Here is a 20,937-nt window from a genome sequence, read left to right as displayed (position 1 = left end):
AAACCCTAGGCCGCACCGGCTTCAGCGGGCGAGCAGGCCTCCGTCGATGACGAAGCCGTGCCCTGTCATGTAGGTCGAATCGTCCGTGCACAGCCAGACGACGGCGTGCGCGATTTCCGGAGGATCTGCCATGCGTCCAACGGGAACCATGTTCGCGTAGATGGACTCGTCCACCGGGGTCCCGTCCGGTAGGACGGGCAGGAACCGCTGCATCATCGCGGTGCGGGTAGGTCCTGGGCAAAGCGCATTGATCCGGATTCCCTGGGCCGCGTACTCGAGTGCGGCGGTCTTGGTGATGCCTATGATCCCGTGCTTGCTGGCAATATACGCGCCGTTGTTGGCGATGCCGATCATGGACGCGGCCGACGCTCCGTTGACGATCGATCCGCGGCCCTGTGCGAGCATCGGCGGCAACTGATACTTCATACACAGCCACACGCCCTTGAGGTTGGTCGCCAGCACCTCGTCCCAGTCGTCCTCGTCGGCCTCGTGCACGACCTGGTCGGCGACGCCGGCGGTGCCGGCGTTGTTGAAGGCGCAGTCCAGCCTCCCGAAGGTCTCCAGAGTCTGGTCCACCATGGACCGGACCTCGGCGCCGTGTGCGACGTCGCATTTCACCGTGAGCGCCCGCCGTCCGAGGTCAGTGATCTGCCGGGCGGTTTCGCCGCAATCCGCCACGTCGGCCAGCGTCACATCCGCGCCCTCCGCGGCGAGCGCGATCGCGGCCGCCTGGCCGATCCCCGCGGCGGCGCCCGTGACGATCGCCACGCGACCGTCGAGCTTGCCCTGTCCCATCATCCGTCTCCTCGGCTTGTCTCGGTGGCATCCAGCAGGAAGCGACCCCGACAGGTCTATGGCCGCATGGTCCTGGACTCCGCTCAGGAACCGCTCAGGCCACGTGGTGGGCGATCCTGACCGGTTCCTGAGCGACTACGGCCATGCTGGGGCGACGCCGACCGCAGAGGAGCGGACGTGGATGAGTTCGTCTTGTCGCCGGAGCTTCAGGCCGTCCAGAAGATCAAGGAGTGCGCCTGGGGCATGGTCTCCACCAGTGTGCTGGTCGCCGCCATCCGGCTCGGTCTGCCGGACGTGGTCGGCGACGAGCCGGCCACCGCGGAGGCGCTAGCCAACAAGGTCGGCGCTGAGCCGGAGACGCTCGGCCGGCTGCTGGACGCTCTTCAGAGCAGGGGTGTCTTCACCCGCACGCCGGACGGCCGGTACCGCCACAACGAGGTGTCCCGCCTACTCCGCGACGACGACCCCAACAGCGTGAGCTACCTCGTGCAGTGGATCGGCCACCCGTTGCTGTGGCCGCTGTGGCCGCGGCTCGACGAGTCGATCCGCACCGGGGAGGCGGTGTTCCCGCAGATATATGGCAAGCACGTGTTCGACTACATCCACCAGGACGACCCGGCTGCCGGCATGCTGCTCAGCCGCGGCATGAACCAAGCCAGCAACCACACCTCCGCAGCGGTCGCGCGGTCGCTCGACCTCTCAGATGCCAGGGTGGTCGCGGACATCGCCGGTGGCCAGGGACACCTCCTCAAGACGATCCTGGAGCAATACCCGGAGATACGAGGCGTCCTGTTCGACCTGCCGCCGGTGGTCGCCGGCGCTCACGCCGACCTGCGCACCGGACCCCTCGCCGACCGCGTCGAGATCCTCGGCGGGGACTGCCGGGCAGAGGTGCCGGTAGTCGCCGACGTCTATCTGTTGAAGAACGTGCTGGAGTGGGACGACGACTCGTCAATCGCCACCCTGCGCAACGTCGCCACCAGCGCCCGCCCCGGCGCCCGCGTGCTGGTTATCCAAACCCTTGCCGATCACAACCCGGAGCCGCAGGTGACCACGGCGCTCGATCTGCTACTGCTACTCAACGGCGCCGGACACAAGCACACCAGCGCCCAGGTGCGCGGCTTGTTCGAACGGTCTGGGCTAAGCTTCGTCGGCGTCCGGCCCACCGGGACATTTCTGTCCTTCGTCGAGGCGGTCGTTCCGGACGCACCGCGATGACCGTCGAGGAGGGTCGGGTCGACTGCTGCATCGTCGGGTGTGGCCCAGCCGGCGCCATCCTTGGACTGATACTGGCACGGGCCGGCATCGACGTGACGGTCCTGGAGAAGCACCAGGACTTCTTCCGCGACTTCCGCGGCGACGCGATCCACCCACCCACCCTCGGCGTGCTCGAGGAGCTCGGCCTGATCGACCGCTACCTCGAGCTGCCGCTACAGCGCGACCTCGCCATCAAGATCGTGACGAACGACGGTGTGCTGCCGCTGACCGACTTCGCCAACCCGAAGGCGAAGTACCCCTACGTGACCTACGTGCCGCAGTGGGATTTCCTAAACCTGCTCACCGAGGAAGCGAAGCGATACCCCAACTTCCGCCTACTCATGCAAGCCGAGGGAGTCGACCTACTCAGTGACGAGGGCGCCATCTGTGGGGTCCGGTACCAGACCCCGGACGGGCTCCGCGACCTCACCGCTCCGTTGACCGTCGCCGCGGACGGCCGCCGGTCACGGATGCGCACCTGCGCCGGCCTCGTCCCCAAGGACTTCGGCGCTCCCATGGACCTTTTGTGGTTTCGAATCTCGCGCCTGCCGACGGACCCGAAAGAGACCTTCGTGCGGCTCGTGCCGGGTTACGTCTTCGCCATGGTCCAGCGCGGTTCGTACTGGCAGGTCGGCTACGTGGTGCCGAAAGGCACCTACCAGAAGCTGCGCGTTCACGACGTCGGCGCCCTCCGCACGATCCTGCGGCATGCGCTGCCGTTCCTCGGTTCTCGCGTGGACGAGTTGCAGTCCTGGGATCTAGTCGGCTTCCTCGAGGTGCAGGTAAATCGCCTCACCAAGTGGCACCGGCCAGGCTTCCTGTGCATCGGTGACTCCGCGCACGCGTCGTCGCCGGTCGCGGGGTTCGGGGTCAACATGGCCGTGCACGACGCGGTCGCAGCCGCGAACGCCGTCGCCGGCCCACTCCTGCGGGGCCGGGTCACCGAGCGCGATTTGGCCCGCGTCAAGCGGAGACGGCAGCTACCCACCATCCTCACTCAGGCGGTGCAGCGGTTGGTACAGCGGGACATCGTCGAGGTGCCCGACCTCCTGGACCCGGAGCGACTCGCCGCGCTGCCGACCACATTGGACTTCGACAACGAGGTGGACCTACCGTTGCCGGTGGCCACCCGACTCTTCCGCCGCCTCACCGGCCGTGTCATCACCGCCGGGCTACGAAGCGAACACATCCGCGTTTGACTACTCAGGCGTCCTGTCCTCGGTGGACATGTCGGCCGGGACGAACGCGACGGCGCGTGTCCAGGCGGCGGTGGCTCCTTCGATCAGCACCGGCAGCGCCATGACGACGTACCCTGTCGCGGGCAGCGCCTGGAGGTTCCGCAAGCGTTCGATCTGGTAGTAGGGCCGCCGCCGGCCGATCATGTGCGCCGGCCACAGGGTCGCCCGGTCACCGGTCGCGAGAAAGCGTCTGATGATCTTGTCGAAGGAGCCGTCGAACCCGTCGGCATCGGTGCCGATCACCCGGACTCCTCGATCCACGAGCTCCTCGACGACTTCCGCGGAGATCGCCTTGTCGCGTTCGGTGTGGATCAAGACGATGGCACCGTCGTAGTCGGCAACTCCGCTGGCCTCCGCCGCCGCCTTGATGTGTCGAAGCTCGACCTGCCAGCCAGATATGCCGGTGACATCGAGCGTCACGCCCGGGCCGACAAAGGCCTCGAGCGGCGCGTCGTTGATATGGCCGCGGCTGCCGTCCTCGGGTGGACCGTAATGGCCAGGCGCGTCGATGTGCGATCCAGCGTGTGCGGAGGCGCTGACCATCTCATGCCGCAGGAAGGCGGCATCCGGAAAGTCGTCGGCGTGCAGCCGTCCCATCGCCTCGGGAACGATGTGGCCAACCATGCGTTCACACAAGATCCGCGCGCCGTCGGCGGCCTCGACCACGTCGATGCGCGTCTCGAACGGCCCCTTCTCGTGGACGGTGACGTCGCAGGACAGGTCGACGATCCGGCACGCCATGAGGTCACGTGCGAGCGTGAACGCGACGCTCATTCTTTCCTCCCCCGTGCGGGTGAGCAGACTGTGGCCATCGGGCCGGCCAGGCGCCAACATTGTGGCCCCACAGGATCAGGCGCCGATCAGGAACGGCTCAGGCCCGCCCTGGTGATGCCCCTAGTCCAGGCGGCCGCCTCGGCCGCTACGTTGAGCCCTGTCCGGAGAGGTGAGGGCGGTATCCGCTCCTCACGCCGTGCGCGGCTGGTCGCCGCTCTAGGCCAGGGGCGAGACATGGATCGCAGATCGGGCGGGATGGACATCGGAGTGCGGATCCAGGTGCTCGGTGACTTCAGCGTGCTCGTCGCCGGCCGCGACGTCACTCCCAGCGCACCGAAACTCCGCCAGATCCTCGCCGTGCTCGCGCTCCGGTGCAACGAAGTCGTTCACCTGGAGGCGCTCGTCGACGAGGTCTGGGCCGACCGTCCACCTAGGAACGCCGCCGCCGCCCTACACACCTATGTGTACGAACTGCGCCGGGAGCTCTTTGCCGAGGTTCCAGCGGATGCGACGAGGTTTCTCCAGACTCGGCAGCACGGATACGTAGCGCAGGTGCCCGCCGAGGAGATCGACGTGACCGTCTTCGAACGGCTCGTGGCCGATGGCGGCACCGCGCTCTCCAACGACGACGCCGCCAGAGCACGCGAGCATCTCGGAAACGCCCTGTCGCTGTACCGCGGTAGGGCACTGGCGAACATCCGCTGTGGCGAGCTCTTGACCGGGCACGTCACCCGGTTGGAAGAGGGCCGACTTCGGGCGCTGGACATGCGCATCGAAGCCGACCTGCTGCTAGGACGCCACCAGGAGGTGATCGGTGAGCTCAGAGCCATCGTTGGGGATCAACGATTCCACGAAGGCTTCCACGCCAAGCTGATGCTCGCCCTCCACCGCTCAGGTCGGCGCAACGAGGCTCTGGACACGTACCAGGTGCTCCGCCGGCGGCTCGTCGAGGAGCTTGGCATAGAGCCCGGGCGGACTGTGCAACGGCTCCAGCGCGCGCTGGTATCCGCCGACGCGGTGCTCGAACCGGCCATCCGCCCGCGTGTTCTCACATCGCCGCGGGCGACCCCGCCGGCGCAGCTGCCCAGAGACATCCCGGACTTCACCGCGCGGGAAACGTTTCTGCGTAGCGCGGAAGCTCGGCTAACCGACAACCAGCGGCGGGGTGCGATCCCAATCCTGTCGATTCGCGGCATGCCAGGTGTGGGCAAGACCGCCGCCGCGGTGCACCTGGCCCACGCGGTCCGGGATTCGTTCCCTGACGGGCAGCTCTTCGCCCGCCTCGGCGGCACCGACGCTACTCCCGGCGGCGCCTCCGAGTTCGCCGCGTTGTTCCTGCGGGGGTGTGGGATGGCCGCCACCGACGTACCGGCCTGCGCGGCGGAGCGCACGGCGGCACTGCGGACGTGGAGCGCCGACCGGCGCGCACTCGTGGTCTTGGACGACGCGGCGTCGGCCGATCAGGTCCAGGCACTGCTGCCCAGTGGCGCCGGATGCGCCGTCATCGTCACCAGCCGGTTGCCGCTGTACGGGCTTCCCGGTGTGGAGACCTCCGAGCTCGCTCCGTTCGATGTCGAGGACGGCCGCAAGCTGCTCGCACGGATACTCGGCGAACAACGGGTGGCCGCGGAGCCGGCGGCCGCTATTGAGATCGTCCGGATGATGGGCGGCCTGCCTCTGGCTCTACGCCTGATCGGGCAGCGCCTCACCGCCTTCCCCGGCATGCGATTGGGCGCTTTTCTGGCCACGCTGTCCCAGACACTCCAGGCCCGGCCGTTGTCCGCGCTGTCCACCGTGGGGCTGGACCTGCACGCCGCGCTGGCGAGCAGCTACCGGAAGTTGAGCGAGCAGGATCAGCGCGCCTTCCGGCTGCTTTTGATGCTCCGGGACGATCAGTTCAGCGCCCGGGACGCTGCACGCGTGCTTCTGGTGGACCCCGTGACGGCCGAGCTGGCTTTGCTGCGGCTCGCCGACGCTCACTTCGTCCAGGTGCTGAGCGCTGGCACTTCGGCGGAACATCGCTACGTCCTACACAGCGTCATGCGGGCCTTCGCCCTGGAGTGCCTGATGACTGACTCGCCGCCCGTCGACGACCAGCCGGCCGACGATCGCCATCTCATCGAAGTCGACCCAACCCCTGACCTTGTCGGCCGCATGCTAGCCCGCATGCCCTGAGGTTGATCGCATGGATACCCCGAATCTTTCCCCGGCCCGTATCCGGCTGATTTTCGCTGGTCTCGCGCTGGCCCTGCTGGTCGCCGCGCTCGACCAGGCAGTCGTGGCCACCGCGCTGCCGACTATCGCAACCGACCTTGGTGGGCTCAGGCACATCGCCTGGGTGGTGACCGCGTACCTGGCTGGCGTGGCGGTGTCGACCCCGCTGTCGGGAAAGCTTGGCGACCTCTACGGTCGCAAGACGGTGTTCCTGGTGGCCGTCGTGGTCTTCGTCGTTGGATCGGCGCTGGTCGGGCTGGCACAGTCCTTGGAGCAGCTCATCGCCTTCCGCGCCCTGCAAGGCGTAGGCGGGGGCGGTCTGCTGACCGTGACCGTGGCGATGGGCGCCGACATCGTGAGCCCGCGGGAGCTTGGCAAGTACCAGGGATTCTTCGGTGCTGCTCTGGGCGGGGCGTCCGTGATCGGCCCTCTCATCGGCGGACTGTTCACCGAGCACCTCAGCTGGCGCTGGGTCTTCTACATCAACCTTCCCATCGGAGCCGTCTGCTTCGCCGTCGTCGCGCTGGCGCTGCCCTCGGCGGTCGGGCGCGGCACCGGCCGCCGCTTGGACTTCATCGGCTCTGCGGTGCTTGCGTGGGCCATTGTCGCCGTTGTCTTGGTCACTTCTTGGGGCGGGGCACAGTACGCCTGGAGCTCCTCCACCATCATCCTCTGGGCGTCGCTCGGCCTGGCCGCGATCGTGGTGTTCATCGCGGTGGAGTGGAAGGCCAGCGATCCGGTGCTGCCGCTGGGGCTGTTCCGGGACCGCGCCTTCAGTGTCGCGTGCGCGTCGAGTTTCTTCGTCGGCTTCGGCATGTTCGGTGCGATCGCATTCCTCCCGTTGTTTCTCCAACTCGCCAAGGGCGAGGGACCGACGGACGCGGGGCTCCTGCTACTGCCACTGATGATGGGCCTCACCGTCGCCGCCGTCGTAGCCGGTTTGGTCATCACCAAGACCGGCAGGTACAAGGTCTTCACCGTGCTGGGGCCATTGGTGGCGGCCGGCGGCATGCTCCTGCTGCAAACGGCGGAGCCGTCGACCTCACGGACCGCCATCACCCTCTACATGATCCTCGTCGGCCTGGGCATCGGCCTGTGCATGCAGGTCCTGGTGCTCGTCGCACAGAACACGGCCTCACCAGACACCATCGGCGTCACGACGTCCACGGTCGCCTTCCTGCGCACGATCGGCGGTGCCGTGGGGGTCGCCGTGCTCGGTGCCCTCTTCAGCCGGCAGGTGACCACCGGCCTCGCCGACCTGGCGCCCGGCGGCAGCATCGACATCCCATCGGGCCCCGGTGCCACCGTGTCCTCCGACGCGATCGCGCAACTGCCGCCGGACGTGCGGGCCACGTACGTCGAGGCGTTCGCGGGCGCACTCACCGACGTCTACTTGTGGATCGCCCCCGCATTTGCCGTGGCCGCCCTGATCGCCGTCGCGCTACGAAATGTGCCCATGCGCCGCGAGGGGCCGGCGGCCGCGCCGGAATCCGCCGCGCGGCGGGACCAGACCGTTGACCCTGAACGAGGAGAGCTGCCATGACGGATACCCACGAGAAACGGATCACCCAGAACGCCTCTGCGCTCGACCTGGCTATGCGGCTACGGCAGATGATCTCGGCCTACCAGGTCTCCCAGGCAATCCACGTCGCCGCGGCCCTGGGTGTGCCCGACCTCCTCCAAGACGGCGCCAAGCCATGCGATCACCTCGCCAGGGTGACCGGGGCGGACGAGGACGGCCTCTACCGGCTGCTGCGGGCCCTCGCCGGCGTCGAGATCTTCACGGAGGTCGCGCCACGGACGTTCGCGCTGACGCCCCTGGCGGCGCTGCTGCGGAGCGACGTCGACGGCTCGCTGCACGCCTTGGCGGTGCTGAACGGGCAGGACTGGTTCTGGCGGCCGTGGGGACGGCTCGCCGACGGCGTCCGGACGGGTAGCAGCGTCTTCGAGCCGATCTTCGGCGTGCACTTTTTCGAGTACCTGCAACAGAATCCGGCCGCTCGCGGCGTCTTCCAGAAGGCACTGGCCGGCGCGAGCTCGCGCGCCGCCGTGGCCGACATGTACGACTTCTCCGCCAGCCGGAGGGTGGCCGACATCGGCGGGGGACACGGTGCGCTGATCGCGGCCATCCTCGGCAAGTACCCGCAGGTGCACGGCATCCTGCTCGAACGCGCGGCGGTGCTCGAGGGCGCCAGGCGCTATCTGGAAAGCGCCGGCGTCCTCGACCGGTGCGACCTGGTGGAGAGTGACTTCTTCGAATCGATCAGCGCCGAGGCGGACACGTACATCCTCTCCCAGGTGCTGCACGACTGGAACGACGAGGCGGCCCACCGGATCCTGTCCAACTGCCGCAAGGCGATGGCTTCCGACGGCAAGATCCTCGTCGTCGAACGAGTGCTCCCCGAGAGCGGGGTGCAGAAAGGCCCCCTGATGGACCTCAACATCCTCGTGCTGATGGGTGGCCGGGAAAGGACCCAGAAGGAGTACGAGGTACTCCTGGCGCGCGCCGGCTTCCGCACCACCCGGGTGCTGGAGATGGGCGAGGCGTGGAGTCTCATCGAAGGTGTTCCTGCCGAGTGAGCTTCGCGAAGCCGGTCTCACACCAGACCCGTACGGGGTAGGTTGCCTGCCGTGGCGTCCGACGATGAAGCAGTGTCCGATCCCGACGTGCTCGTGGTGGGCGCCGGTCCCACCGGGCTGAGCCTCGCGGCTCAGCTACTGCTACACGGTGCCCGGGTCCTCGTCGTCGACCGCCAACCGGATCGGGTCCACGAGTCCCGGGCGCTCGCGGTCCAGCCCCGCACCCTGGAGGTGTTGGAGCCGCTGGGCGTCACCGACCAGCTCGTCGAGCTCGGCAACCGGGCGGTGCAGCTTCGCATGCACTTCCCGCACCGATCCGTGACCATTCCGCTGTTCGACATCGGAACCACCGACACCGCCTACCCCTACCTGCTGTTCATCTCGCAGGCCGAGACCGAGCGGATCCTGGGCGAGCATCTCGCCGCCCGCGGCGTCGTCGTGCGCCGAGGGGTGGAGCTGACCGCGCTCACGCAGGACGGCGACGCTGTCCGGTGCCAGCTACGGGCGGAAGACGGGACAGAGACCGCAGTTCGGGTGTCCTATGTGGTCGGTTGCGACGGTGCGCACAGCACCGTACGGGAACAGGCAGGCATCGACTTCGTCGGCGGCGCGTATCCCCAAACCTTCGTCCTCGCCGACCTGGAGGCGGACGGCATCGAGCCCGGTGCGGCGCACACGTTCCTGTCCGGCCAGGGCATGTTGTTCTTCTTCCCGCTTGGGCGGCCGGCCACCTGGCGGGTGCTCGCCATGCGGCAGCGCAGCGACCCGACGCCACCGGGAAAGCCGGTCACCCTGGACGAGGTGCAACGACTCGTCGACCCGTACACCGGAGGGCGGGTGCGGCTGCGTGACCCGGTATGGATGACTAACTTCCGGCTGTACAACAGGGGTGCGACCCGGTATCGCTCGGGGCGGGTGTTCCTCGCCGGGGATGCCGCGCACATCCACAGCCCGGCCGGCGCCCAGGGCATGAACACCGGCATCCAGGACGCGGTGAACCTCGGGTGGAAGCTCGGTCCGGTCATTGGCGGCCTCGCCCACCCGGCGCTGCTGGACACGTACGAGCCGGAGCGGGCTCCGGTCGGCCGCCGGGTGCTGCGCTTCACCGATCGGGCCTTCACAATCTCCACGTCGACCACGCCGCCGTTGCCTTTCATCCGCACGAGGATCGCGTCCCGGCTGGCTCCGCTGGCTCTGAAGGCCAAGCGGGCCCGGGCGTACATGTTCCGGGCCATCTCCCAGCTGGCCATCCATTACCGGCGCAGTCCGCTGTCGTCCGAGGGTCCCCGCCCGCCGCGGCACGGGCCCAAACCGGGTGACCGGCTTCCCGACGGCTCGGTCGTCCACGATGGACAGGGTAAGACTCTCCATCGGGCGTTGGACCCGGTCGCCTGGACCATCCTGCTGTGCGGTGACGTGGCGGCGTGGGACGCCGACGGCTTGGCCCGGATCCCCGACCGGTTCGCCGCGCCTGTCGCCATCGTGCGGCTGACCCGTCGGGCCGGCGTCCTGACCGACCCGGATGGCCGCCTGCTGCACCGGCTGGGCGTCGCGCCGGGCGCCGCGGCCCAGTATCTGGTGCGCCCCGACGGGCATGTCGCCTACCGGGCCGGCGCCGGTGACCTCGGCGGGCTGGTGCGGGTTCTCGACCGCTGGCTGCTGCCACGCTGACGGGCGAACCGCCGGGTGTCAGTTGTTCGGCCGCGCCGCGTCGGCCGGTGAGGTGGCCCGGTGCCGCTCCTCGATCCGGTCGCGTACGTGAGCCAACTGGGTACGGCTGGTGCGGTTCAGGCGCTCGGTCATGGCCGCGTCGTCAAACGGCGCGTCCGGCTTCATCTGGAAGTCCTGGACCCAGCGCATCGACACCGAGCAGCCGTCGTCCTGGTACTCCCAATAGAGGTTCATGTACTCGAAGGGGCCCGTCTCGATCCGGTGGGCTCGCACGGTCCGGGTGGCCGGGTCGGGCGTCCGCTCGGAAACCCACGTCCATTGCCGGCCGCTTTCGTCCGGATGCGTGGTGAGCCGGAACCGTATCGTCGTTCCGTTGTCCGCGATGATCTCGGCGGATGCGTATTCGCTGAACAGCTCCGGCCAGGAGCGAACGTCGTTTGTCATGGACCAGACCAGGTCCATCGGGGCGTTGATGACGATCGCGTTATCGGTGTGTCCCGGCATGTGCGATGCCTCCAATTGGACTTGGCGGTGATGCTGGGCTGAGCCCTTCGCCGCTGCCGCCCCTCCAGCCATGAGTGGCGGACAGCAGCGTCATGGCGCGACCAGCGGACGACTCCGGAGGGCTTACCGCGGCGGCACCTCGGGTCTCGCGGAACCACACCACGACCTCGCTGTGGCGAAACACCGTGCTGCTGAGGAGCACGCGACCGGGGGCGCCCACGCTGTCCAGCAGGCCAGCGGGCACACGAGCCGGCCCGGTGTGCACCGGCAACAGCAGCGCACACCGGTCGACCCGGCCATCCGCGGCGAGACGGTCACGGTCCATACGCTCGTAGTGGGTGGTCGTCTCCATCACGGTCGCCGCGACGAACGTGGCATCGCCCGATGGTCGCCAGCAGCCGGCCAGCGCTTGGGTGATCGGCGCCCGCCGCGATCGGCCGGACAGGCGAGCGTCAAGGCCGTCGAGGTCGTCCTCCGTGTCGGTGACATGGAGAACCCGGCCATTCTTCGCCAGCGTCATGCCCGGCAGGTAGTACGCCAGCACGCCCGCGACCGCGCCGGCTGTTTCCGGTTCGACGGTGAAGGTGAAGGCGTAGCGATTCATGGGCTATCCACGGTCGTAGTTGACGCATTGCGTACGACGAAATGATTGACGGCTCCGGCCGGCGGTGGTGGGCAGCCTATTCCGGCTGGTCAATCAAGGGCAACACATAAGTCTGCCCCTATGACATTGACAATCGCGGGTGGATATCGGTGAGGCGCGGCCGCAGGACAGTACGTAGCAACGCTACACTAGCGGCCCGATCTAGGCTAGCATCACTACCTATAGCGTTGCTACACCAATCGGTCCCCTGCCGTACGAGGAGTCCCGATCATGAGTGACGAGCCGATCCAGGCCGGCGACCTCCACAAGAGGTACGGGAACGTCGAGGCGATGGCCGGGATCGACCTCACGGTGCCCGCGGGCACCGTGCTGGCCCTGTTGGGCCCCAATGGCGCCGGCAAAACCACGGCAGTGCACATCCTTACCACGCTCGTGCGACCGGACTCCGGATGGGCTCGCGTGGCGGGGCATGATGTCGTGCGCGAGGCGGCGAGCGTCCGCGCCACCATCGGACTTGCCGGGCAGCTCGCGGCGGTGGACGACTTCTTGACCGGTCGGGAAAACCTCGAGCAGATCGGCCAGCTCTACCACCTGGGGCGGCGTGCGTCGCGCCAGCGGGCAAGCGAGCTGCTGGAGACGATGGACCTGGCCGACGCGGCGCACCGCACCGCCCGCACGTTTTCCGGCGGCATGCGTCGTCGCCTCGACCTTGCCGCGAGCTTGGTCGGCCGCCCGCCGGTGCTCTTCCTGGACGAGCCCACCACCGGGCTGGATCCGCAGGGCCGGATCGCCTTGTGGGACGTCATCCGTCGCCTCGTCGACGACGGCACCACCGTGTTGTTGACCACGCAGTACCTGGAGGAGGCCGACCGGCTGGCCGACCAGATCGTCATGATGCACCTCGGCCGGGTGATCTCCCGAGGCACAGCCGACGAGCTGAAATCCGCCTACGGCGGTGATCGCCTAGAGCTGCGCCTCGCTGATCCATCCGACAGCGCCCGGGCGGCGGGCGCGGTAGCCACGCTGGGCACGGGGCAGGCCCAGACAGACGCCGACGCCGGGGTGGTGACCCTGCCCGTCGACGACGGCGCTGCCGCATTGCCGGCTGTCGTCCGCCACCTGGACGGCGCACAGGTGAAGCTGTCCGGCGTCCTGTTACGGAGGCCAAGCCTCGACGACGTGTTCTTGGCGTTGACCGGAAGCAGCCCGGACACGACCGCCGACGCCAAGCGGCACGTGCCCGCCGAAGCCGGCTGAGCCGAACCGGAGGAGCACATGACAATGACCAGCCTGCATCCGGTCTCGACGCCGGTGCGGATCCTGACCGACGTGGCGGTGATGACGCGGCGGAACGTGTACGCGCACCTGCGGATGCCCGCCCTGATCGCTGCGGCGACCGCGCTGCCGATCATGTGGGTGCTGCTGTTCAACTTCGTCTTCGGCGGCGCACTGCGGCCGGCCGGCATGAAGTACATCGACTTTCTCGTCCCCGGTGTGATGGTGCTCGCCGTCACTTTCAACCTCAACAACGCCGCCGTCGGGGTGGCGGAGGACCTCAACCGGGGCATGGTTCACCGCTTCCGGTCCCTGCCGATGACCCGCTGGGCGCTGCTCGCCGGTCGGGCGGTCTTCGACACTACGCGCAATCTGCTCGCCATTTCCGTCGTGTGGGTGGTGGGCGCTCTGGCCGGCTTTCGCTTCCACAACGGGCTCGCCGGGGCGATCGCCGCCGTCGCGTTGGCCCTGGCGTTCGGCTTCGCGATGTCCTGGCTCGGCGCGTTCATCGGGCTTGTGGCGCGCGGCGTCGAGACCGCCTCGATGGCGAGCCTGTTGCTGGCTATTCCGACGGTGTTCGTCGCTTCGTTGTTCGTGCCGGTCAGCAGCATGCCGGGGTGGCTACAGGCCGTCGCCAAGATCAATCCGGTCACGCCGGCGGTGGACGCCACCCGCGCCCTGATTCTCGGCGGGCCGGTGGCGCGGCCCGTGTTGCAGACGCTGGCCTGGACCGTGGGACTGCTGGTCGTCCTGGTTCCGCTAACCGTCGTCCGCTACCAGCGCATCCGCACCTAGCCGGCGCCGCGGTCGGCCTGGGGTTTTCCCTGGGAAGGTTGCACGCTGCCCGTCTCTACCATCGGGTGGCCCGAACGTCAGGAGGTCAGCGATGCCGCGCATCCAACACAGCATCCATATCAGCTGCCCACCCGCCATCGTGTTCGAGGTCACCAACGACATCGACCGATGGACCGAGCTGTTCGACGCCTACCTGCACAGCGAGGTGCTGACTCGGGAGGACTCGGGCAGGTTCAGCAAGCTGACCTTCCGCTTGCGCACCGAGGGCTTCGACTGGCGATCGTGGCGGATCCTCGACCACCGTGACCTCGTCGCTATCTCGGCACGGGAGGAGCCGCTGTACCCGTTCCTGTACATGCATCTGCGGTGGACGTACCGGCCCGAGCGGGACGGCACCTTGATGACGTGGACGCAGGACTTCGAGGTGGACCCTGGCCATTCCGTCAGTGGCGCGGCCATGAAGGAATGGATGGACGAGCACGGGTACAAGAACCAGCAGCGGATCAAGCTCATGCTGGAGTCCAGCGATTTCGTCACGCGGAGGTAGGCATGACCAGCACCGTCCAGTCTCTGGGCCGCCTTACCCAGTACGCGCACGGCGGTGGGTGCGCGTGCAAGATCCCGCCCGGGGAGCTGGAAGAAGTGGTCGCCGGCCTGATAAAGCCAGACGACTTCACCGGTATGCCAGGCGAGCTGCTGGTCGGGCTCGACAACGGTGACGACGCCGCCGTCGTCCGGATCGACGAGCAGCAGGCGGTGGTGCTCACGACCGACTTCTTCACGCCCGTGGTCGACGACGCGTACGACTGGGGACGAATCGCGGCCGCCAACGCCCTGTCGGACATCTACGCGATGGGCGGCTCGCCCCTTGTGGCGGTCAATCTGCTGGCCTGGCCGCGGGGCGTTCTGCCGTTCGACCTCGCGCGAGAGGTGCTACGTGGCGGCCTCGACGTCGCGCGGGCAGCCGCGTGTCACGTGGCGGGCGGGCACAGCGTTGACGACCCCGAGCCGAAGTACGGTATGGCGGTCACCGGTCTGGTGCGGCCTGACCACCTGATGCGCAACGACACGGCGCTGGCCGGCGAGCCGCTGACCCTGACCAAGCCACTCGGCCTCGGCGTTCTCAACAACCGGCACAAGAGCACCGGCGAGGTGTTTCCGCACGCGGTGGAGACGATGGTGACGCTGAACCGCGACGCGGCCGCGGCCGCGGTCCGATCCGGAATCCGTTGTGCCACGGACGTTACGGGCTTCGGTCTGCTCGGCCATTTGTTGAAGGTCGCGCGCGCCAGCGGCGTGACCGCCGTGGTCGACTCCTCCGCGGTTCCGTACCTGGACGGCGCACGGGAGTCGCTGCGCGACGGCTTCGTCCCGGGCGGCAGCCGGCGTAACCTCGCCTGGGCGCAGCCGCATTGCGAGCTGTCCGCGGTGGACGAGGCGGAGGCGATCCTGCTCGCCGACGCGCAGACGTCCGGCGGGCTACTGCTGGCCGGCGAGATCCCCGGCTCGCCGGTGATCGGCGAGTTCGTACCGCGGGGCGAGCACCTCGTCGTTGTCCGATAGACGGCCCAGGATCCCGCCCTAGGGTTTTCCCGATTAACCGGATGGCCGCGTGCTCCGTACGTTTACGGCACGGCTTCTGTCGCAGAGCACCGCGCAGAGCGGGATTGGTGGTCTCGAGGTGATTGACGCATGAGCCCAGGCAGCGCTGTGAGCGGCGAGCAGGCGATCCTCATCGCGGACAAAAAATGAGCGGCGCGGAGCAGATCGGCCCCCGGCGGGTCGCGATCACCGGACTCGGCGTGATCAGCCCGCTCGGCATCGGCAAGCAGCGGTACTGGCAAGGGCTCGTGGACGGGCGCAGCGCCACCAAACATCTGTCCAAAGTAGAGAGTTGTGACCTCTACGACGGGTTCGAGTTCGGCTCCAACGTCCTGGCCGAGGTGGAGGACTTCGACCCCGTGGCCGTGGGGCTGCCGGAGGAGGTCCAGCGGCTCGACCGGTTCATCCAGTTCGCGGTGGCCGGAGCGATGCAGGCCATCGGCGACGCGGCCCTTGACGTCAAGGCGGTGGAACGGGACAGGTTCGGCATCGTCCTCTCCACCGCTATCTGCGGCACCCGGCAGATGGAACGCGAGTTCATCGCGTCCACGGATCGCGGCCAGCGGCCCGTCGATCCGACGAAGGTGGGTCCGGACCTGTACCTCGCCTCGATGTCCAACACGCCGAGCGTGATCCTGGCAGCGCTGACCGGCGCCCGAGGGCCGTGCATCACCCTCTCCACCGGGTGCATCGGCGGCGTCGACGCCATCGGCTACGCCTTCGAGAGCATCCGCTACGGCGAGGCGGACGTCGTCGTGGCCGGGGCGAGTGAGGCACCGATCACGCCGATCACTACCGCGTCCTTCGAGATCATCAACTGCCTGTCCCGGCGGCACAACGACCGGCCAGCTACGGCTTCGCGGCCGTTCGACGCGGATCGCGACGGGTTCGTGTTGGCCGAGGGCTGCGGCGTCGTCGTCCTCGAGGAGTGGGAGCACGCGCTGGCGCGCGGCGCGCACGTCTATGCCGAGATCACCGGGTTCGACCTGAGCTGCAACGCGTTGCACATGACCGACCTGCTGTCCGACGGCGCCGACCTGGCGCGCACGATGACCGGTGCCCTCGACGACGGCGGCTTGGCTGCGGAGAGCGTGGACCACGTCAACGCGCACGGCAGTTCGACGCCGCAGAACGACCGGTGCGAGACGAAGGCTCTCGTCCTCGCCCTGGGCGAGCACGCTCGTCGGATCCCCATCAACTCCACCAAGTCCATGACTGGCCACCCGCTTTCGGCGGCCAGCGCCCAGGAGATCGTCGGGTGTGCGCTCGCCCTTGAACGTGGCTACATCCACCCCACCATCAACTACGAGCGCCCCGACCCCGAATGCGACCTGGACTACGTACCCAACACCGGTCGACCGTGGCGTGGTGATGTGGTCCTCTCGGACGCCAGCGGCTTCTCCGGCCTCCACGCCACCTTGGTGCTCCGATCGGCGGGGGCACCGGCATGACACACGTTGTGATCACCGGCGTCGGTGCGGTCACGCCGGCGGGCATCGGGCCTGAGGCGCTATGGGCGCAGGCGCTCTCCGGCCGTTCCCGGGTCCGGCAGATAGACCGGTTCGACGCGTCGCCGTACCTCTGCCAGATCGCGGGGCAGGCGGACGCTTTCGTCGCGACCGACTGGCTGCCGGGACGGTTCGTGAAGAAGACCGACCGGTTCACTCACCTGGCCACGGCCGCCGCGGGCGCCGCCATCGAAGACGCTGGGCTGCGGATCAGCCGGCCCGACGGGGTGGCGCCGGAGCGGGTCGGCGTCACGGTCGGCAACGTGCTGGGCGGTTGGGAGTTCGCCGAGCGCGGCTTGCGCGACCTGTGGGCGAAAGGCCCTCGGGACGTCAGCCCGTACCAGGCCACCGCGTGGTTTCCGGCGGCGCCGCAAGGCAACATCTGCATCACCTTCGGCATCAAGGGTCGCGCGCGCACCTTCGTCTGCGACCGCGCGAGTGGCGCGTACGCGATCGTCCACGCCGCCGAGATGATCAGGCGCGGCCACGCCGATGTCGTGATCGCGGGCGGCTCAGAGCAGCCACTGTCCCCGTACGCGTGGGCGTGCTGCGAGACGGGTGGCTTCCTCACTCCGCATGGCAACAAGCAGCCCGAGGTGGCGTACCGGCCTTTCGACCGCGGGCATACAGGTACGGCGATCGGTGAGGGCGCGGCCTTTCTCGTCATCGAATCGGCCGACCATGCCCGGAGCAGGGGCGCCAAGATCCACGGGGAACTCGCCGGCTGGGCCACCAACACCGATGGATACGCCCCCACCTACACGATCGAGCCCAACGGACGCACGCTCTCGCGCGCCATCGCGCAGAGCATGGAGCGCGCCGGGATAGCGGCGGGTGACCTCGGTTGCCTGTACGCGGACGGGTCGGGCGTACCTCGCGAAGACGCCGCGGAGGTGGCCGCCATCAAGGGCGCACTCGGCTCACACCGTGACGACGTGCCGGTTACCGCCGCCAAGCCGGCGACCGGCCACCTCATGGGCGCGGCTGCTGTCGCCGACGTCGTCGCCGCGCTCCGGACGCTGTCGCACGGACTGGTGCCGCCGGTAGCCAACCTGGAGCGGCCGGCCGCTGGGTTCGACCTCGACTTCGTCACCGGAACCGCGCGTGATCTGCGGGGCCGGCAGTCCGTCGCGGTCGTTTCACGCGGCCTGGGAGGGGTGAACGCGTGCCTGGTGCTGAAGCGCTGGCCGGGCTGACGCCGACGCGCGAGCCGTGGCGTCCACCCGGCGCTCTCGGCGTGGACGTCGTTTCGGTCCGCCGGTTGCGCGAGATGGTGGAGCGAAGCGGGACAGCGACTCTCGAGCGGCTGCTCACCCAGCGGGAGCTTGCCGACGCCCACGGCGCGCGTGGCCTGATGTGGACCAGGCTCGCGGGCCGGATCGCGGCGAAGGAAGCGACCAAGAAGGTGTTCGGCAGCCGCGGCCAGACCGCCCGCTGGACCGAGGTCGAGGTACGCATCGGTGATCACGGTGAGCCCTACGTGGAGCTGCACGGACGCACCCGCGAGGCCGCCGAGCGCTGCGGCCTCAGGCAGATGCTGCTGAGCATCTCCCACGAGAAGGATCTGGCCGTCGCAGTCGTACTGGGATGGTGAGAAACGACCGCCGGAGGGGAGTCATGGAAATCCGTGAGACCTTGGTCGAGGTGTTCCGCGAGCTGAAGATCGATCCGACCGGGATCGAGCCGGACAGTCGCCTGCGCGAAGATCTGGAGATCGACTCGACGGAAATGGTGGAGATCGCCGTGGCCCTCGAAAAGCGGCTGTCGATCAGCATTGACACGGACGACTTCCTCGCGTTGAAGACCTTCGGCGACATGATGTGGCACGTTGCCGCCGCAGGATTGCCTGCCTCGTCCTAGGGTTTACCCGATTCTGCGGCGCCCGCGCCGGCACTAGCTTCTGAGCTGGTTTATTGGCGCAGCAGGATTCGGGGTCACAGGTGGCCATGTCTTCTCGCAAGCGAATCGTGTGGATCGTCCAGCAGGGCGTCTGGGACATGCCGAAAGAGTCGATGCCGTTGGCCGCAGGTTACCTCAAGGCGGCGGCGTTGGCATGCGAGCCGATACGCGACGAAATGGAGATCCGAATCTTCAATTTCGGCGGCGGCGACCCGGTGACCGTGATGGCGGAGACCATGTTCGCCGAAGGCCGCCCCGACGTCATCGCGTTCTCCGTTCAGGGTTGGAGCTACTTCACGTTCGGCAACATCGCGGAGGGCTTCAAGCAGATCCACCCGGAGGGTTGGGTCGTGTTCGGGGGCACCCACGTCGCCAACCAGGCCAACCGGGTCTTCCGGCAGTTCCCTGAGGTCGACCTCGTCGTCAACGGGGAGGGCGAGTTCGTCTTCCGGGACATCCTTCTGGCCTACCTCGCCGGCCAGTCACCGGGCGAACTGCACGCCATCGGCGGCATCAGCTTCCGCGACCCCGAGGGCCAGATCGTCACCACCAAGGAACCGGAACGCATCCTCGACCTGGACAGCATCCCCTCGCCGTTCCTGACCAACGCGATCCCGCTGACCGACTCGGTCGGCGACTTCCGGTACGACGTGGCGCTCATGGAGACCAACCGCGGCTGCCCCTACAAGTGCGCGTTCTGCTACTGGGGCGGGGCGGTCGGCCAGAAGGTCCGCGCGTTCTCGCGGGAGCGGCTGCGCGAGGAGCTGGAGATCTTCGCGTTCCACAAGGTCCACACGATCGTGTTGTGCGACGCCAACATCGGCCTCCTGCGGGAGGACCTGGAGTTCGTCGAGGACGTCATCCGCCTCCGCGAGAAGCACGGCTACCCGCGTGCCGTGGAGGGATCCTGGGCCAAGAACAAGTCCAAGTCCTTCTACGACATCGTGAAGCGGATGAAGCAGGTCGGCATGCGTAGCTCCTTCACCCTCGCCTTGCAGACGCTGGAGGACTCGGCGCTGGAACAGATGCAGCGCCGCAACATGAAGGTAAACCAATGGGAGGACCTCGTCCGCTGGCTGCGCGCGGAGGGCCTCGACTGCTACGCCGAGCTCATCTGGGGTTCACCTGGCGAGACGGTGGACTCCTTCTTCGAAGGCTACGACAGGCTCGCCCGGCACATGACCCGGATCGCGGTCTACCCGCTCCTGCTGCTGCCGAACACCGACTACTCGGTCAACAAGGCCACGTACGGCTTCCAGACCGTTCGGGGCGAGAACGACGACTTCGAGTACGTCCTGGCGCACAACACCATGACGATCGCCGAGAACCTCCAGATGAAGCGCTTCATACTCTGGGCGCGGTCGGTCGCCGAGCACCTGGTGTTCCGGCACATCTGGGCACCGCTTCGGGAGTACGCGGGCCTGACACAGTCCACGGTGATCCGAAACATGGTCGCCTGGTTCGAGACCGCCGCCCACCCGGCCGCCGTCCGGCTCGCGGCGGTCGCGGCCAAGGTGGAGCGGGTGCCCAGTGCCGTCCCGGTGTTCCTCCGGCAGTTCTACGGTGAGCCGGACATCGACGACGTGCTCGCCACGTGGTGGCAGGAGGCCATCGTCCCGCTGCTGCCGGCGGCGTACGTCGAATTCCTCACCGAGGTCTTACGGTACGACTGCCTGACCCGGCCGGTGTTCGACCTGCCCGGGCTGGATGGCGCGAAGCTACCGATCGTCGACATCGACGGGGAGCCCCACTTCTGCCGCTCGGACGTTCGGTTGACGTATGACGTGCCAGCGGTGCTGGCCGATCTGGAAAGAGGCACAAAGCGAGAACCGGCGCCGAAACCGACGCGACTGGCAATCTTCTCCAAGGTTGGCTTTCATCAGTGCTACGCCAGCCATGAAGAAGGCTTCTATTACGTCGGTCACACGCACGAGGAATTGCGTGCCGAAGGCAAGGATGTGCGACCGTACGCTGCGGCAGACCAGGTCTGAGTGTCCACCAATATGGACGTCTGAGATTGCTGACCGCGTAGTATGTCTATACCTCGGGTATTGGTTTGCGGGATCGATAAGTGGTACCCAATACGTCTATTCATCGTGACTGATCAGTCGATGTGCTGACGATCATAGGTGGGACCTTATTGGTGAACGTCTTTCTTGACTCGCGAATTCATCGGCGCGCATACTCGAAATTGTCATGGCGGCCGAGATGAAGCGAGGAA

19 protein-coding genes are annotated in these 20,937 nt (G+C 67.8%); 15 read left to right on the top strand and 4 right to left on the bottom strand.

The features are described from left to right. Positions 1 to 21: 21 nt before the first annotated feature. Positions 22 to 795, bottom strand: coding sequence for an SDR family oxidoreductase (locus ACTMTJ_RS41255; RefSeq protein ID WP_441224211.1), 774 nt, complete (start codon positions 793 to 795; stop codon positions 22 to 24). A 177-nt stretch (positions 796 to 972) separates the two neighbouring features. Between ACTMTJ_RS41255 and ACTMTJ_RS41250 the strand changes: the two genes are divergently transcribed. Both ACTMTJ_RS41250 and ACTMTJ_RS41245 read left to right on the top strand, forming a co-directional pair. Then, positions 973 to 2,013, top strand: coding sequence for a methyltransferase (locus tag ACTMTJ_RS41250; RefSeq protein ID WP_441224210.1), 1,041 nt, complete (start codon positions 973 to 975; stop codon positions 2,011 to 2,013). After that, positions 2,010 to 3,251, top strand: coding sequence for an FAD-dependent oxidoreductase (locus ACTMTJ_RS41245; protein ID WP_441224209.1), 1,242 nt, complete (start codon positions 2,010 to 2,012; stop codon positions 3,249 to 3,251). The genes ACTMTJ_RS41250 and ACTMTJ_RS41245 overlap by 4 nt, the downstream gene beginning before the upstream one ends. On the opposite strand, the gene ACTMTJ_RS41240 is transcribed toward ACTMTJ_RS41245, so the two are convergent. Continuing rightward, positions 3,252 to 4,064, bottom strand: a complete 813-nt coding sequence (locus tag ACTMTJ_RS41240; protein WP_441224208.1) for a cyclase family protein — start codon at positions 4,062 to 4,064, stop codon at positions 3,252 to 3,254. It lies immediately after the preceding gene. Between the two features lie 267 nt (positions 4,065 to 4,331). Here ACTMTJ_RS41240 and ACTMTJ_RS41235 point away from each other — a divergent pair, with 267 nt between their 5' ends. The 4 genes from ACTMTJ_RS41235 (at position 4,332) to ACTMTJ_RS41220 (ending at position 10,529) form a co-directional block, all read left to right on the top strand. Next, positions 4,332 to 6,239, top strand: coding sequence for a BTAD domain-containing putative transcriptional regulator (locus tag ACTMTJ_RS41235; protein ID WP_441224207.1), 1,908 nt, complete (start codon positions 4,332 to 4,334; stop codon positions 6,237 to 6,239). Positions 6,240 to 6,249: 10 nt separating this feature from the next. Beyond that, positions 6,250 to 7,821 carry a DHA2 family efflux MFS transporter permease subunit gene (locus ACTMTJ_RS41230; protein WP_441224206.1) on the top strand — a complete coding sequence of 524 codons (1,572 nt, stop codon included), beginning with the start codon at positions 6,250 to 6,252 and terminating at the stop codon, positions 7,819 to 7,821. After that, a complete protein-coding gene (locus ACTMTJ_RS41225) occupies positions 7,818 to 8,858 on the top strand; it encodes a methyltransferase (RefSeq protein ID WP_441224205.1) in 1,041 nt (346 codons plus the stop codon). The genes ACTMTJ_RS41230 and ACTMTJ_RS41225 overlap by 4 nt, the downstream gene beginning before the upstream one ends. A 72-nt stretch (positions 8,859 to 8,930) precedes the next feature. Next, positions 8,931 to 10,529, top strand: coding sequence for an FAD-dependent monooxygenase (locus ACTMTJ_RS41220; RefSeq protein WP_441224204.1), 1,599 nt, complete (start codon positions 8,931 to 8,933; stop codon positions 10,527 to 10,529). An 18-nt stretch (positions 10,530 to 10,547) separates the two neighbouring features. On the opposite strand, the gene ACTMTJ_RS41215 is transcribed toward ACTMTJ_RS41220, so the two are convergent. Together ACTMTJ_RS41215 and ACTMTJ_RS41210 are read right to left on the bottom strand one after the other, a co-directional pair. Further along, positions 10,548 to 11,033, bottom strand: coding sequence for an SRPBCC family protein (locus ACTMTJ_RS41215; protein ID WP_441224203.1), 486 nt, complete (start codon positions 11,031 to 11,033; stop codon positions 10,548 to 10,550). Then, positions 11,014 to 11,637 (bottom strand): hypothetical protein, encoded by a 624-nt coding sequence (locus tag ACTMTJ_RS41210; protein WP_441224202.1) that lies wholly within the window; start codon positions 11,635 to 11,637, stop codon positions 11,014 to 11,016. The genes ACTMTJ_RS41215 and ACTMTJ_RS41210 overlap by 20 nt, the downstream gene beginning before the upstream one ends. 270 nt (positions 11,638 to 11,907) lie before the next feature. On the opposite strand from ACTMTJ_RS41210, the gene ACTMTJ_RS41205 reads away from it, so the two are divergent. From ACTMTJ_RS41205 to ACTMTJ_RS41165, 9 genes are all read left to right on the top strand, one after another. After that, on the top strand, positions 11,908 to 12,894 hold the full coding sequence (locus tag ACTMTJ_RS41205) for an ATP-binding cassette domain-containing protein (RefSeq protein WP_441224201.1): 987 nt from the start codon (positions 11,908 to 11,910) through the stop codon (positions 12,892 to 12,894). Positions 12,895 to 12,918: 24 nt separating this feature from the next. Then, entirely contained in the window at positions 12,919 to 13,707 is a 789-nt protein-coding gene (locus ACTMTJ_RS41200) for an ABC transporter permease (protein WP_441224200.1), read from the top strand. A gap of 91 nt (positions 13,708 to 13,798) precedes the next feature. Further along, the gene (locus ACTMTJ_RS41195) at positions 13,799 to 14,254 is read left to right on the top strand and encodes an SRPBCC family protein (protein ID WP_441224199.1); all 456 of its coding nucleotides are present in this window, start codon (positions 13,799 to 13,801) and stop codon (positions 14,252 to 14,254) included. A gap of 2 nt (positions 14,255 to 14,256) precedes the next feature. Then, entirely contained in the window at positions 14,257 to 15,270 is a 1,014-nt protein-coding gene (selD, locus tag ACTMTJ_RS41190; RefSeq protein WP_441224198.1) for a selenide, water dikinase SelD, read from the top strand. A gap of 185 nt (positions 15,271 to 15,455) precedes the next feature. Further along, complete coding sequence (locus ACTMTJ_RS41185) at positions 15,456 to 16,760, top strand: beta-ketoacyl-[acyl-carrier-protein] synthase family protein (RefSeq protein WP_441224197.1); 1,305 nt, start codon at positions 15,456 to 15,458, stop codon at positions 16,758 to 16,760. After that, positions 16,757 to 18,013: a beta-ketoacyl-[acyl-carrier-protein] synthase family protein gene (locus tag ACTMTJ_RS41180; protein WP_441224196.1), complete on the top strand. Its 1,257-nt coding sequence runs from the start codon at positions 16,757 to 16,759 to the stop codon at positions 18,011 to 18,013. The genes ACTMTJ_RS41185 and ACTMTJ_RS41180 overlap by 4 nt, the downstream gene beginning before the upstream one ends. Then, positions 17,983 to 18,411, top strand: a complete 429-nt coding sequence (acpS, locus tag ACTMTJ_RS41175) for a holo-ACP synthase (RefSeq protein WP_441224195.1) — start codon at positions 17,983 to 17,985, stop codon at positions 18,409 to 18,411. Before ACTMTJ_RS41180 ends, acpS begins: the two co-directional genes overlap by 31 nt. 23 nt (positions 18,412 to 18,434) lie before the next feature. Beyond that, a complete protein-coding gene (locus tag ACTMTJ_RS41170) occupies positions 18,435 to 18,677 on the top strand; it encodes an acyl carrier protein (RefSeq protein WP_441224194.1) in 243 nt (80 codons plus the stop codon). Positions 18,678 to 18,763: 86 nt separating this feature from the next. Further along, on the top strand, positions 18,764 to 20,707 hold the full coding sequence (locus ACTMTJ_RS41165) for a KedN5 family methylcobalamin-dependent radical SAM C-methyltransferase (RefSeq protein WP_441224193.1): 1,944 nt from the start codon (positions 18,764 to 18,766) through the stop codon (positions 20,705 to 20,707). Positions 20,708 to 20,937: the final 230 nt, after the last annotated feature.

Source organism: Phytohabitans sp. LJ34, assembly GCF_052068095.1.
In the GTDB taxonomy this organism is placed as follows: domain Bacteria; phylum Actinomycetota; class Actinomycetes; order Mycobacteriales; family Micromonosporaceae; genus Phytohabitans.
Note: the sequence above shows the minus strand (reverse complement) of the source record. Positions and strands in the feature narration are given on the sequence as shown.